Here is a 15,020-nt window from a genome sequence, read left to right on the forward strand (position 1 = left end):
GGATTCAAAGTGAATCACGTTATATTGTATTGTCGTCCAGGCTTTGAAAAAGAATGTGCCGGTGAAGTTCAAGACAAAGCGAACAAACTGGAGTTATTTGGTTTTCCTCGGACGAAAAACAATACCGGCTATGTGGTATTTGAATTTCATCAGCAGGGTGATGCCGATAAATTCATTAAATTACAGCCTTTTTCTTCATTAATTTTTGCTCGTCAAATGTTTGCAGCAACGAAACTGCTAACAGACCTACCGCAAGAAGATCGTATTTCACCGATTCTGGAAGCTGTAAAAGGTTTCCCACGTTGTGGTGAGCTACGTATTGAAACACCAGACACAAATGAAGCGAAAGAGTTATTAAAATTCTGTCGTAAGTTTACCGTGCCTCTTCGCCAAGCAATGCGTAAAAAAGAGGTGTTGTACGCACAAGATAGTACGTGGAAGCCAGTGCTTCACGTCTGCTTTATCGCACCGGGTTGTTGTTTTGTGGGTTACTCTTACACAAATAATAATTCGCAATTCTTCATGGGCATCCCTCGTTTGAAATTCCCATCAGATGCGCCTAGCCGTTCAACCCTTAAACTGGAAGAAGCTTTCCATGTATTTATTCCTCGTGATGAATGGGATGAACGTTTAGCTCCAGGTATGTGGGGCGTTGATCTTGGGGCTTGCCCAGGCGGTTGGACGTATCAGTTAGTAAAACGTTCTATGTTTGTGCATGCGATTGATAATGGCCAAATGGCGCAAAGCCTAATGGATACAGGCCAAGTTAAATATCACGCCGTCGATGGTTTTAAATTTGAACCTGCGCGTAAAAACGTAACATGGATCGTATGTGACATGATCGAAAAGCCAGCGCGTGTTGCTCACTTAATGGGTGAGTGGCTGGTTAAAGCATGGGCAAAAGAAGCTATCTTCAACCTTAAACTGCCAATGAAAGGCCGTTATGATGAAGTACTTCAAGATATTGAAAATCTAAAGCAATACTTCATTAAAAATGGAATGAAGTTTGAGCTGCAGGCTAAACATCTTTACCATGACCGTGAAGAAATAACGGTACATGTACGCTGCTTAGATAATCGTTCCCCGCACTAATAACAAGGTGTTATCCTCGATAATGCGCCGTAAAATGTAGCCGTGAACACATAAAAAACGCCATCGAATTGATGGCGTTTTTTTGTATGTTAATAACGATGCTTACCCGTATTCTTTGCTAGGAGCTAGGAGCTAGGAGCTAAATAGCGAATGTCTTGTAAGTTAAAGCCGAGTGTTAAGTCAGTTTTTAATGACGCGACTTTCTTACTTGCTTCTGCCGATTCTCGGTGATCGGTTATTTTCTTTTGCCATTTAGTGGGTAAATCTTCAGCCTGTAAAATGGAATCAAGATCTGGATATAACGATAAAAGTTCTAGCGCCGCTTTAGGTCCAATACCCGGTATGCCCGGTATTTTACTCGAACTTATCCCAGCCAACCCCCAGTAATCTGGCAATTGTTCAGGTTTCACGCCGTATTCTTTTTCAACGAAGGGGCTGTCTAACCAACGCTGTTGGAAATAATCACGGACTCTTAGTGTTGGGCTAAGTAGCTGACAATAGCCCTTATCTGTTGAGATAATAGTGACCTGTTGATGACGGGAGGCGACTTTAAGCGCCAGCGTTGCGACTAAATCGTCGGCTTCATCACCATCGGACAATAAAGAGTCGATGCCGAGGTCCATAAATGCATCTTGAATTATTTCCATACCCGCCTGAAGTTCTGGCGGCATAGGTTTACGACCTTCTTTATAGTGCGGTAATAACTCTGCTCGCCATCCTCGGTCATCACCATGATGATCAAAAACAGCCACAATATGAGACGGTTCGCTGAACTTAATGATCTTGCTTAATGCCTGACAACAAACACGAGCGGTATTTTGTACGTCTGGTTCACCAGGTTGAGCTGCATGAACACGACGAATAAGATTTAAGGCATCAATAACAACAAGATGGATAGTCATAGCAACAGTTCTATTGGAGTGAAAAAGGGCCGTTCAGCCCTTATTGTACGCATAGCTATGTGAGGGTGTCACCCTTACTATGATTATTTGACGCTTTCTTGTGCCGTCATGATTTCGTAGCAGGGCTCATATTGAGTGCCTGGCAATTTCATACGCTGCTGTTCGACGAAATTTTTCAGGAGTTTATCCATACGCTTCATCAACGCTAGATCGCCATTTATTTTAAAACGCCCGTAGCGTTCAATTTCTTGTATGCCTTCTTCTTTTACGTTACCCGCGACAATGCCAGAGAATGCTCGACGCAAGTTAGCAGCAAGGTTCTCTGGTCGTTGATTCAGGTGCAAATCTAAGCTGGCCATTGATTCATGTGTCGGCTCGAAAGGTAGTTGAAATTCTGGTGGGATTTTCAATGACCAATTGAAGCTGTAAGAATCACCTGTCGCTAACCGGTGCTCTTTAATTAAAGGCATTGCCGATTTCATTACTTGGGCAACTTTTTCGGGGTCATCAATAATAATTTGATAGTACTGAGTCGCTGGTTCGCCAAGGGTATCCTTTATAAAGGAATCAAGAGTACGGAAGTACGGTTCACTTTCTTTAGGCCCAGTTAAGACTAACGGTAAAGGCTGTGCCGCATTATCCGGGTGCATTAAAATACCTAAAATGTACAGTAACTCTTCAGCAGTACCCGCTCCACCCGGGAAAATGATAATACCGTGACCCACGCGAATAAACCCTTCTAGGCGTTTTTCGATATCAGGGAAAATAACTAATTCATTCACAATGGGGTTAGGTGGCTCAGCTGCAATAATGGATGGTTCGGTGAGACCAAGGAAGCGGCTTTGGTTGTAACGTTGTTTGGCATGACCGATAGCTGCGCCTTTCATTGGCCCTTCCATGGCTCCGGGGCCACATCCAGTACATATATTTAACTCCCGTAAGCCCAGCTCATGGCCTACTTCACGCGTATATTGATACTCTATAGGGTTAATTGAGTGCCCTCCCCAACATACCACGATGTTTGGGTCTTCCCCTGAGCGGAGAGTTTGAGCATTACGCAGGATACTGAACACAAAGTTAGTAATATGGGTCGCGCTGGTTAAGTTAAGGTCGTTACGTTGCTGTACATGCATGTTCACGTAGACAATATCACGCAGTACTGAAAACATATGCTCTTGAATACCACGGATGATGCGACCATCAACAAAGGCATGTTCTGGTGGATTGATCAGTTCTAATTTTATGCCTCGCTCACGGCGCATTACGTGCACATCGAAACTTTTATTTTTTTCTAATAATTCTTTGGAATTATCAGTGTGGCTACCTGAATTTAAAACCGCTAAAGAACAGTTACGATATAAGCGGTATAAGTCGCTTGATGCGGTCGCTTTAAGGCGGTCCACTTCCAATTGTGAAAGTAGCTCCATAGCGCCGACTGGACTGATATGTGTAATCATAGTGGCCTCCCTGGTTACGATGAAACGGTATAGTTCGCAAGTATTGTGGTATTTATTGATTGTATCCAAACATAAATACGTTGGCGGACATGCCCGTAATTGAAAAACTTGAGGAGTTATTCGTATTGATTAGATTAATTATTTATCCGTATATTTAACAGTAGCAGACTCTTTAAAATCAGCCTGTTATTTCACCATACACAGTGACATATCGTTTGACCAGATATGAATAAAGAAGTTGAGGCAGCCGTCTATAATGAATTGATAGTAATAATGATAGAGAAAGTTGAAGGGTATTAATAAATCCAGATGAAACGGTTACGGCCACTATTCTTGGCATTATCGAGGGCTTTACTGGTGCGTTCGGTAATTTCGGTTGGGGTATCGTTACCTTCGAATAATGTGGCGCCAATAGAAATCGTTATACTGACATTTTGTTCTTTAAATCTAAACGGTAATTGCGCGACGGTTTCTCGGATTTTATTTAAACTTTTAGTGCGATTATCTTCATTAATATCAGGCATGATAATCATGAACTCATCACTTTTATAACGAGCAATAAAATCGGTTTCTCCAAGGCATTGGTGAATGGTTCTGGCTATGATTTTTAATGCCTTATCACCTGCGACATGTCCATAACTATCATTAATGTCTTTAAAATTATCGATATCAATTAATGCGACACACAGTGGGTGTTGATAACGTAACCAGCGGCGATATTCATGCTCAAGGCGATCATTCAATGCAGCACAGTTATATACCTTCGTTAAATGATCGAGGAACATCTTACGTTCTTGATCATTTAAGCGCTGACGGTAGTCTTGAGTTTGCTCAAAGAGTGTCGTAATTTTATTTTCGTTGTAACTTAGCTGTTCAATAAGGGCTTTTTCGCGTTTTTCGAGTGCGCGATTACGATCTGTCAGAACCTGTAGTTCCTTGGTTAACTCGGTGATTTGTGGACGCCATGTTTCGAGATTTTTGTGCTCGCTTAGCCCTTTTTTGACTGTGGTAACGATAGTCGATAATTCATTATTTAGCCCACCACGGTGTTCATACAGTGCCGATGATTGGCCTACATACTGATTCGTTGTTTTTTGTAGTGTGGCTAAATCACCATTGACCCCATCAAGAAACTTTTGTGAAGACCGACGTTCTTGATGTGTAGAATCTAGCACTAAACGAATGACCTCGAGTGCCAGTTCCAGTAAAGCTTGCGGAGGAACGCCAATCAAAAGGCGATTACGTATTGTCAGGAGCTTATCGCCTGATTCACCGTCAAAGTCGAGTTCAGAAATAAGGTGTTGCAGCTCATTGGTTAATTGATGCTGTATGTCATGATCTAACGTATCTTTAAGCACCACATTTTCAGTGGATACAGAAAGCAATTTTAGCGATCTTTCATAGAGTTCAACTAACGTAATAATACGTTGATGGCTGTGAGTGAGTGATGTCGATGTGTTATTCAGTAAATTACGCAGGTCACGTTTAAGCTGTGCAGGTAAACCGCGAACACGTTTGAGTGTTTCGCCGCTTTGATGGATCTGATTTTCTATTAGTAGGTTTTCTTTTTCGGTGATGCCAGCTCGTCGAGTTACCAGTCTTTCTATGATCGCAAGGCGAGGAATAAGTTTGCTGATATCTTTGGGTTGCTCAAGTTCACTGCGTAGCTCTGTAAGTTTAGTATCTAGCTCTTCATCTAACCCTCGGCATGCAACAGATAGGCGAGTAATTAGACGTTTTAATATTACAATCTCTCGCCGAGACTTCAGTGAAGCATCGCGGTAAGAAAGTTGAGCTTGATCTAAACGTTGTTTCAATTTACTCACTTCAGAAACAACAGCGCTAATATCACTCACGCTGTATATTGCTTACCTAAGCTCATATGATTAACCTTTTTTATCATAGGTTTACTAAAAACACATTCCATCCATACTAGCAAAAAAAGTCTAGTCATTTAAGAATATCGGCACATAACTTGATTACTGGAATCGATTAATTAACATTTTTATCAAAATCGTGATCAGGATTCCAATTGAACTCTATTGATGAAGAGCTTTGAACTTTCACTAAACCGTTATCAATCCCCTGAATACAAGCTTTTCGAATATTATCGCATGCGAAACTGGCCGCAGGTGCTGCATCAATAGCGCTTAAGTGTACCCATTGGCTGCCTGGCTCTTGTTTGCTATTTAGGCGAGCAGCATTGGTCGCCATCAATAGAATATCAATCAGTTCTTGATCGTTAATGGCAGTGTATGCACGTGGTAGAAAAGGGTATTCCGCCATGCCAATACATACAGCAGCATCTAATTTATGCTCTTTTAAGAAATTACTCACTAATTGTTGAATCGAGTCAGCCAGTTGCTTAGGTTCACCATTAAGGCGAGAGTTTGGCTCAATGTATAAAAACATCGCATCGGAAAAGTGATAAAGCCGTGCAGGTTTACAGACTTGTTCTTTTAAGTATTCACCGAATTGTCGTTCGATTTCTAAGCCTTGCTGATAACCTTGCTGTAAATAAATATGTTTAAGGAAGGTTGCTTCAAACAAACCAAAACGTAGCCGATCACTTAATGGTTCATTGATGATCTCGCCTAAATGCCATTGCTCGAAGTTGGCACTACTTTGTTGTAAAGAGTTGGGTAGGCGAGCATTAAGCATCCGTAAGTTACGTAAACCGCTACGTGGGTGAGTATAGAGTTCGCTACGTAAGTGAGAAAGACGGCTTTGCAGTTGTTTGGCAACAGTATGGCGACGCACTAAAAAAGTGATGAGAAGAACGATAACACTGATTAGAAACAGACTGATTTTTTGTTGTTTATAGATCGATTTTTCATTTTCAAACTGTTGGCGTTCCATTTCTTCTAGGCGAAGAGATCGTTCAAGCATTCGTTGCTGTTGTTTAAATACCTCAACGTTACTTTTTCTTTGTTTTTCTTGTTGGCTAGCAAAGAGTTGTTCGTAGCGGCGCTGACTTAATAGGGCATTGTAGTAATCATTCTGCTTTTCAAATGCTTGAGATAGAATCGATTCACCCATTAATTGCAGGTTTATTTTGCCGATACGACTGGAAGCGATGAGCCCCGCTTGCAGTGTCGTAATTGATTTATCTATACGGCCCTCAGCTAGTTCAAGTTTACCTTCTAAGATCTGTGCTTCAGCCGAAATGACATCATTACCAGTTTGCTGTGCAAGAAGGCGTGCCTGTTGTAAATACTGTTCAGATTTTGGGTAGTTGTAAAGTTGCAGGTAAACTCTTGCAATATTAAGGCGGAGCTGAGCTGAGCGTACATTGTGTTTCAATTCACTTTCTTGGTCGAGCGCATTAAAATAATGGACTAATGCCAAGTTATAGCGATTTTGCTGCTCATAAATAGAGGCTATGAGTGTCAATGTTTTAGCTAAAGGTTGGTTACGTTGATAGCGTTCGTAAAATTCACCCGCTTGAGTGGCATGCTCTAATGCCTTATCAAATACTTTTCGTTGTTCAAATAAATTCGCTAGCATGTAATTTGCAGAGGCTATTTGGGCGTTATCTTCATTTTCAACGGCTAACCAGTAACCACTTAGAAGACGATCTAAAGCTAAATCATAATGACTATGACGCAGATAGTGCCGTCCTAAAGTGAGTTGATATATGATTTTTTCTGATGAATCATCAATGCTGATGAGCAGTTGTTTTGCTTTTATAAATAATTTTTCGGCTTGATTATCATTGTTTAATTTTGACTCAATGACAGCTCGCTGCATCAATGACCAATATTGTAAAAACGTTACTTGTTTGGTGCGCTTGAGTGATTGTGTCTGTTCTATTTCGGCATCAATGTTGTCTAACATTTTTAATGCGGTTGCACTATTTTTGAGGTTTTCCCAATAAAATTTAGCATGTAATAAACGTGTTTCTAAAATGGTATATGTTAGCCCATTTTCAACGGCCAGCTTTTCCGCTAATTTTATTGTGCTTAATGCCTGTTCTGAGTCACTCAATAGTGAATAAGCTTGGGCTTTTATTTGTAGGGCATTAATTGTATTTAATGGAGTACGAACGGTGTGATCGGTTTCATCGTTAGCATGAACACGAGAAGCGCCTTTTTTTTCTGTGAGGCGGCGTTGCTTAATGTAACGATCGGAGATTTCTAATGATTTTTCTGGGCTAGTTTGTAATAGCTCGTTTGCATCAGCCAATATAGGAGTAGTGTAGATTTTTGCACTCGCGCTAAAGGAAGCAATCAGAATCACTATTACACTTATTAACCAGCGGCGAAAACTCATATCATCTCTTAAACCACAATAAACACAGTGGTCTAATATTACTGGCTTGGTGAATCAAGTCCAGCAAAGTAAACCTTTTTACTGGACTTATTATTCAATGTGTTGGAATTATTAAGATTACTGGCGCGCTAGGCGGAAGTTATCACTCGGTGTTTTGCCTTGGTTCGTGCGGTATGGGTTAATATCTAACCCGCCACGACGTGTATAGCGTGCATAAACCGTTAATAATTCTGGTTTGCAGAACTTCATGATATCAGTAAATATACGTTCTACGCATTGTTCATGGAATTCATTGTGGTTACGGAAAGACACTAAGTAACGTAGTAATTTCTCGCGGTTGATTTGCTTACCTTTGTACGAAATTTTCACGCTGCCCCAATCTGGCTGATTGGTGATTAAGCAGTTAGATTTCAGCAAATGGCTGTGAAGGTCTTCCGTCACAATCTCACCTTCTGCAGCATCTTTAAGGTATTGTGCATCAAAATCGTAATTGTCGATTTCAATATCTTGATCATCAATACAATTGCCAGCAAAGTTGATCACCGTTTGGTCAGTGAAATCTTCTAATGGCTGAATCGTGACATCTACTTCTTGTCCTGCACAAGCTGTCAGGTCTTTCTGTAATGTATCGGCAATTTGCTGCCAGCTATCAAAACGGGTTTGATTAAAGCTGTTGAGATACAACTTAAACGATTTTGACTCAATTAGGTTAGGGCTAGAAGCGGGTAAACGCACTTCACCAATTGCAACTTGAGGTAACCCTTTGCTGTTTAGCCATGATAGCTCATAGAGTGTCCAGATATCATAGCCAGTAAATGGTAAGCTTTCGCCAAGGTTTAAGTCACTGCGGTTTAGACTTCGAGGTACTGGTTGCAGTAAAGAGGCATCGTACTGATCGATATAATCGGTTTTTTGCCCCAGTGTTAAACCCGCTAATTCTTTAGCATCTTTATATTTGCTCATACTGTATTTGACACTCTTGGATTAGAATATGTGTGCGATTCTGCTTATAGCCTCATAACGCTGTATTCACGTTAGTAGGGGATAAGTTGAAGCGTCACTGATTTATATTAAAAATACTATAGTGCAAAGTTTACTTAATCTTTAATGAGGTTGCGAATGAATCATCCTGTTGCTGTCGCTTTATCTGACTTTTCTTCTCTTTTCTTACAAGCTTGGCGTGATGCAGGTCACGATTTTCCACGTAGCGAAGATTTAGTTGGACTTGAGTCACCGTGTGTTGAACATGATTCTGGTGATGAAGTGACATGGAAACCCATTACTCGTCAACCTCAGGGGGATTTAGCTGGGGTTGAGAAGGGTATTGAGATTGAGCTACATAGAGATATTGTTGATTTTTATAGCACCCAGTTTAGTGGTGATATGACGGCAAAATTTGGTGAAATTGAATTAGACCTGTTGCAAGTGTTCAGTGAGCAAGATAGCGTACGTTTACAAGAAAATATTCTTGGGCATCTTGTGACGCAACGACGTCTAAAATTAAAGCCAACAGTGTTCATTGGTGTTATTGATAGTGCCGATAAAGTGATCGCCATTTGTAATCTAACCGGGGAGGTCATACTTGAAACCTTGGGTAAAAATGAACGCGATGTGTTAGCAAAAGATGTGGCTAGCTTTTTACAGCAGTTAGTGCCCGTAGTACGAGAGGCTTAAAGATGTACGTTGTAGAGCTGCAATTTGAGTGTTTTGATAACACCACAATATCCGCTGTTGATGCTGCAATCAACGGCTTGATGGATGCATTACGTTATAACGGTCAGGTACTTGGTCGAGAATTTCCCATTGTAATGGATGACGGTATTTTCCGCGTTAGAGCGGTATGTCCAGAGCAAGATGGCTTGCACTCGCAATTTAACAGTGAAAATGTCAATGCGCATATCAAGCGTTTGAACAATGCGTGCTTATTAGCGCCTAAGATTAAACTGCTTGGGCGTGATATTAATTCAGAAGCTGCCGCTGAAAATTTAACGCCGTCTTGGCAAGTTATTTATACCACCTTTGTTCATACCTGTTCGCCATTACGGTGTGGCGAAACGTTAATGCCGATTCCGCTTTACCGTATTGGTCCTACATCTAATGGCGATCATAAAGCTATCTTGAAGTGGCAAACAGAATGGCAAGCTTGCGATGAAATTCAAATGGCGGGTGGGTGTAAAGCCGAACATGCGACCCTGCATGAAATTCGTGATGTTGATAGTGATTTATTTCGTCGTGGATGGGATCTGCGTGGACGTATTGAATTTTTAACGAAGATACCTACGTATTATTATCAATATCGTGTTGGTGGTGACAGTTTAGCGGCAGAACTTGAGCGTAAGTGCCCTAAATGTAATGGTGATTGGCGTCTGGATGAACCACTGCATAACTTGTTTCACTACAAGTGCGATGAATGTCGGATCGTTTCGAACTTATCTTACGACTTTCAGTAATCTGCTTACTGTATGATCCTCTATTGATAAAAGGGCACCGTATGGTGCCTTTGAACTATCAGCAGCTTTCAATATTAAATATTATGCCGATCAAGATAATGCCGGCATCATCTCGATCTAATGATTTACATTTTCTAATTGGGTAAGACGAGCTGTTAGATCCGCGACTTGTTGTTCAAGTTGCATGATACGTTCTTCATTGGAGAGGTTAGGTTCTGTTCTCTCAATTTTTGGTACTTTTGCATTTTTTTTCCACGCCTGTAGTGCCTTTATGATAAGAGGCATTGGTAGCGGTTCAGTTAATCGTGCTTTAATTAATGCAACGGAAGGTTCTTTACCTTCAGCAATAAGAGAGGTAATCGCCTGCTCTAGCGCGAGAGTAATCGTCGACATGCTACTTCATACTTCCTGAAATTGTATTTGATATTGAAGATACACGCTATTTTCGTAGCAAAGTATCTAATTGATCAATAACTTCACTCCAATCAGCATCCTGTTCTTGGGATTCTTTTAAAAATCGTTTCTGAGCGGGCAGCCAGAAGCTGGCTTCAGTTAACATCTCATTTTGTTCAAGGTGATGTTCACAAAGGAATGATTCAATGAATGATTGAGAATTATTTAGTCCTAACTGGCTGAAAAGATTTGATAAGTTATGATTGAATGTTTCCATATTTATGTCCCTTTTAAGTCGGTTTTTATTACAAATGAAACTCGCGCACCTGTTATGAATGTAGGATAAGTTTGGCTGTTAATACCAATTTTTGATGGTGATTTGCGTTAACGAAATAAAGTGTAGTGAGAGTCTGGCGGGATATCTCTACTTGGTTTGTAAGAGATCTCTTACAAGTACGTGCGTCTTTTAAGTTAATATTATCAGAATTAAGATTGGCCTTTGGTGTAAGGTGCTGTTTTTTATGTTTATTATGTTTTTTGATGAATGTTGTGATAAGAACTGTGATTGAAGTCCACTTTGCCTACCTTGCTCAAAAAATCTAAAAGCGTAATCTTATTGGTGTCGGAAGGAACTGACGGAACGGAACAGGAAAAAGCCAAGGATTTGGTAGTCTCAGGATGAGACCGGTGTATCAGGATGATATATCGAACATGGATAGTAAAAGGATCACCGAAGGATTCGGTAACAGTAAGCAGGATGTTTACTGGTCAGGACGACAAAAGGACCACTTCAGGACGAAGTCAGGAACACCTCTAGGATAGAGGCATAAAGGAACACTTCAGGATTGAAGTAAAGGACACCTCCAGGAAGGAGATGAGAGTTGATATAGGATGTATCGACGGGTTAAGGATAGCCAAAGGATCTCTTCAGGACGAAGATAAAAGGACAATGCTGACGGATTACAGCAGTCAATGGAATGATGCAGGGAGCACCATAGTAGCCGGATTGCTGCAAGTAAGACCTAAGGGCGCGACGCAAGTCGCGCCCGCTCTTTTATGTCTGCTATAAATTTATTCTTGTCTACATCATCTTTTATTTCTCCTCTTTGTATCTTAAACGACAAGTATTCGCAGGGTATTTCCTGAATGAAATGTTGAATTATTGTTGTAATTTCTATCTATTTACCTCAAATGAAATCGATTACTGGATATTGTTTATTTCAGGTGTGAGAGATCTCTTACAGGCTCGTGGGAAAACTATATTTCATCTTGCGACTATTACGCATGATGTGAGGTTAAATCTTTAAAATTCAATCAATTAAATGCTTGTGATGAAGTTGTTATATTTTTTATTTTTATCATTTTTTATCTTGTCCACTTCTAAAGTATGCATATCAAGTAATATCTCTCTTGTCGGAAGGAACTGACGGAACGGAAAAGGAAAAAGCCAAGGATTTGGTTGTCTCAGGAAGAGATCGGTGTATCAGGATGATATATCGAACATGGATAGTGAAAGGATAAGCAAAGGATTTAGCAACAGTAAGCAGGATGTTTGCTGGTCAGGATGATAAAGGACTACTTCAGGACGAAGTTAGGGACACCTCTAGGACTGAGGCTCAAAGGATTTTCTTCAGTACGAAGTCAGGGACACCTTCAGGGTTGAAGAGAGAGTTGAAGCTGGATTATTCAACGGGTCAGGGAATACCGTAGGACACTCTAGGATAGAGTGGGGAATTATGCTTTAGGAAGAAGCACATCATGGAATGATGCAGGGAGCATGGTAGTAGCAGGATTGCTGCAAGTGAGATCTAAAGGCGTGACGAAAGTCACGCCTTTTCTCGTTTCTGCAATTTCCGAATTGTTCGTGTTGTTGATGGTTAATCTCTTATATCTACCTAGCTTGTGCGAGATCTCTTACAAAGCTGTGGGAAATCATGTGATTTTAGGTAGGTCAAAACGTACGAAGTTAGTTAAAGTGTTGTTTTTGTTGTGATTTTATCTTTTTTTGTTCGAAGTGTTTATTTCGTCATACAGTATTTTTTTCTAGGTGGTTCTTTTTTTAAGGATTCGGCGTAATCTTATTGGTGTCGGAAGGAACTGACGGAACGGAACAGGAAAAAGCCAAGGATTTGGTAGTCTCAGGATGAGACCGGTGTATCAGGATGATATATCGAACATGGATAGTAAAAGGACCACCGAAGGATTCGGTAACAGTAAGCAGGATGTTTATTGGTCAGGACGACAAAAGGACCACTTCAGGACGAAGTTAGGGACACCTCTAGGATAGAGGCATAAAGGAACACTTCAGGGTTGAAGTAAAGGACACCTCCAGGAAGGAGATGAGAGTTGATATAGGATGTATCGACGGGTTAAGGAAAGCCAAAGGATCTCTTCAGGACGAAGATAAAAGGACAATGCTGACGGATTACAGCAGTCAATGGAATGATGCAGGGAGCACCATAGTAGCCGGATTGCTGCAAGTAAGACCTAAGGGCGCGACGCAAGTCGCGCCCGCTCTTTTATGTCTGCTATCTAAGAGTTAGCTTTTGTGATGGCTAATCAACGTCAATATCTGGGATATGGTGAGCAGGCACATAAAACGTCATGGGTCTAAACCCTTTCATTTCGACAAAACCTTCATAATAGTCATGACCATCGGCTGAGAATTCAAACAGGTATACCGTTCGCCACCCCCAATTGCCCTTATTGTCTTTTAGTTTATGGGAACCTCTTGCTGTACTGAGTAATTGTAAGCCAAGGTTTTTACAGCGTTGGATGATAAATTTTTCGGCGAATTCAGTTTGACGTCGTTGTTGCCAAAACAAATATGCGCCGAATGCGACCAGCAAGATTGCGATTAAGTTATCCATAACAAATAAAACTATCCTTAATATCCTTTAAATAGCACAGACTATTTACTATGAGCATGTTGTTGGAGCTGGGTTATCGCTTCAACTAATGCAGGGTTTGCTTTACTGTGAAGAACTTGAAGCATAATTCCACGAAGTAAAGGCAACATGACAAGATCGGTAAATAGCTGATTAAATAGCGTTTGATCTTTTGTTTCAGCAAGACGTAATAAGAATAGGCTTGCGGTGTCCGTGTTCGCTAAACCATACCAACAACGTCCTGCAATCGCGACTAAGACTTCTAGATGACAAAGCTCTGCGCGTTGTAATAAGGCATTAAGCTGCTCTGTAAGCGTGACAGCGTTGCTACCTGCAAGCGAACGGATAATAGCGGCTAGTAAGAAGAGATCTGGCTCTGAAGATGCCATTTCGGTGTGTAATCTTTCTTCTAAACGCTTGCTTAGTGTTTCTGGAATATCACAATGCTCTAAACAACCCAGTAATGCATAAAGAGGGGGCATTGGTAGGTTGTTCACTGCTTTTCTTAGTAACGTGCTGTTATTTTCTTGCTTTATTCTTGCACAGATATCAGCCAAACCTTGCAGACCGACACCCTGCCATTGATCCCAGCCGAGATCACCACTTAGAAATAGCTGAGCATGCTCATAATACTGACTGGTCGATAATGAGAGAGCTTGACGTAATTGGGCATGAAAAATCGCCATTTTGTCGTCATTAGGCTTAAATGTGTATGGGTTAGCGGCTAATTTTTCTTGTTCCTCTTCTGTTGGCTCAGCATTGAGCGTTGCGCCCATGGCTTCGATAACATACTTGATAAAATCGCCTACAGCGGCTTGCTTCAATAATCCACGCTCGTCTAATGGTAAACGTAAGAACCAAACCCAAGGTGCATTATTGTTCTGCCAAAAAGAGATAGAAAGGTGCGCATGCTGCTGCAATGGCCATGGATAAGGCTGACGATTTTCTTCTACAGCTTTGAATTGCTCGATATCAATTTCGCAAACACGGCGACCAAGGTCGAAAATCTTGTACTGACAACCGGCATTATCAAGTAATTGGGTAAGGGTATGAAATTTATCCATGGACATAGTTATTGCTCCTAAATCTGATTCGTGAGTATATCAAAGACAGTAATTAACTGACTATTCAATTGCGTAATTCATGTCATTAAGTACCAGAATCTTGATTGTAAGGTGTATCCGTTGTTGGGTGTCGGGGGATGAAATGGTATTCTAGCGCGCCAATTTCATGAGGATCTGTTGCATGGATAAATATCGTCATAGCATGTTGTTACTGGAAAAACTTGAGACAGCCTTACGCGATGCCGACTTATGGGAAAATGTACCACCAAGTGATGTGGCACTTGCGAGTACGGAACCTTTTGCTGTGGATACGCTATCTTGTAGTCAGTGGTTGCAATGGATTCTTATTCCGAGAATGACCCAGCTTATCGCGCTGAAACAACCGTTACCTCAACATTTTGAACTTTCCCCATATGTTGAAGAAGCAATGAAGCACGATAGTGGGATAAATATTATTCTTGGCGTAATACGTGAGTTAGATAACTTATTTAAGGCTCAATAA

At 40.9% G+C, this 15,020-nt stretch carries 13 protein-coding genes; 4 read left to right on the plus strand and 9 right to left on the minus strand.

Annotation, left to right across the window (positions count from 1 at the left end; all coding sequences use genetic code 11):
• Positions 1-9 precede the first annotated feature (9 nt).
• A complete protein-coding gene (gene rlmM, locus C9J48_RS24890) occupies positions 10-1,092 on the plus strand; it encodes a 23S rRNA (cytidine(2498)-2'-O)-methyltransferase RlmM (RefSeq protein WP_006232642.1) in 1,083 nt (360 codons plus the stop codon).
• Between the two features lie 125 nt (positions 1,093-1,217).
• Here rlmM and xni read toward each other — a convergent pair whose 3' ends face one another.
• The 5 genes from xni to queF all read right to left on the minus strand — a co-directional run bounded on the left by xni (position 1,218) and on the right by queF (position 8,686).
• Entirely contained in the window at positions 1,218-1,994 is a 777-nt protein-coding gene (gene xni, locus C9J48_RS24895) for a flap endonuclease Xni (RefSeq protein WP_006232643.1), read from the minus strand.
• Between the two features lie 83 nt (positions 1,995-2,077).
• Positions 2,078-3,451, minus strand: a complete 1,374-nt coding sequence (gene ppnN / locus C9J48_RS24900; protein WP_006232644.1) for a nucleotide 5'-monophosphate nucleosidase PpnN — start codon at positions 3,449-3,451, stop codon at positions 2,078-2,080.
• 296 nt (positions 3,452-3,747) lie between these two features.
• Entirely contained in the window at positions 3,748-5,307 is a 1,560-nt protein-coding gene (locus C9J48_RS24905) for a GGDEF domain-containing protein (RefSeq protein ID WP_006232645.1), read from the minus strand.
• 136 nt (positions 5,308-5,443) lie between these two features.
• Positions 5,444-7,723 (minus strand): tetratricopeptide repeat protein, encoded by a 2,280-nt coding sequence (locus tag C9J48_RS24910; RefSeq protein WP_006232646.1) that lies wholly within the window; start codon positions 7,721-7,723, stop codon positions 5,444-5,446.
• A 117-nt stretch (positions 7,724-7,840) separates the two neighbouring features.
• Positions 7,841-8,686: an NADPH-dependent 7-cyano-7-deazaguanine reductase QueF gene (gene queF / locus C9J48_RS24915; RefSeq protein ID WP_006232647.1), complete on the minus strand. Its 846-nt coding sequence runs from the start codon at positions 8,684-8,686 to the stop codon at positions 7,841-7,843.
• Between the two features lie 156 nt (positions 8,687-8,842).
• On the opposite strand from queF, the gene syd reads away from it, so the two are divergent.
• Together syd and C9J48_RS24925 are read left to right on the plus strand one after the other, a co-directional pair.
• Positions 8,843-9,397: a SecY-interacting protein gene (gene syd, locus C9J48_RS24920; RefSeq protein ID WP_006232648.1), complete on the plus strand. Its 555-nt coding sequence runs from the start codon at positions 8,843-8,845 to the stop codon at positions 9,395-9,397.
• A 2-nt stretch (positions 9,398-9,399) separates the two neighbouring features.
• The gene (locus tag C9J48_RS24925) at positions 9,400-10,173 is read left to right on the plus strand and encodes a Zn-ribbon-containing protein (protein ID WP_006232649.1); all 774 of its coding nucleotides are present in this window, start codon (positions 9,400-9,402) and stop codon (positions 10,171-10,173) included.
• 117 nt (positions 10,174-10,290) lie between these two features.
• Here C9J48_RS24925 and C9J48_RS24930 read toward each other — a convergent pair whose 3' ends face one another.
• The 4 genes from C9J48_RS24930 to C9J48_RS24955 form a co-directional block, all read right to left on the minus strand.
• Entirely contained in the window at positions 10,291-10,566 is a 276-nt protein-coding gene (locus C9J48_RS24930) for a hypothetical protein (protein ID WP_006232650.1), read from the minus strand.
• A 46-nt stretch (positions 10,567-10,612) separates the two neighbouring features.
• Positions 10,613-10,843 carry a DUF2789 domain-containing protein gene (locus C9J48_RS24935; protein WP_006232651.1) on the minus strand — a complete coding sequence of 77 codons (231 nt, stop codon included), beginning with the start codon at positions 10,841-10,843 and terminating at the stop codon, positions 10,613-10,615.
• A 2,278-nt stretch (positions 10,844-13,121) separates the two neighbouring features.
• Positions 13,122-13,436 carry a DUF3301 domain-containing protein gene (locus tag C9J48_RS24950; RefSeq protein WP_006232656.1) on the minus strand — a complete coding sequence of 105 codons (315 nt, stop codon included), beginning with the start codon at positions 13,434-13,436 and terminating at the stop codon, positions 13,122-13,124.
• Between the two features lie 41 nt (positions 13,437-13,477).
• The gene (locus C9J48_RS24955) at positions 13,478-14,518 is read right to left on the minus strand and encodes a DUF3549 family protein (RefSeq protein ID WP_036804077.1); all 1,041 of its coding nucleotides are present in this window, start codon (positions 14,516-14,518) and stop codon (positions 13,478-13,480) included.
• A 181-nt stretch (positions 14,519-14,699) separates the two neighbouring features.
• Between C9J48_RS24955 and C9J48_RS24960 the strand changes: the two genes are divergently transcribed.
• Positions 14,700-15,020, plus strand: coding sequence for a YqcC family protein (locus C9J48_RS24960; protein WP_006232658.1), 321 nt, complete (start codon positions 14,700-14,702; stop codon positions 15,018-15,020).

The sequence above is a fragment of the Photobacterium profundum genome, from assembly GCF_003026285.1.
Taxonomy (GTDB): domain Bacteria; phylum Pseudomonadota; class Gammaproteobacteria; order Enterobacterales; family Vibrionaceae; genus Photobacterium; species Photobacterium profundum.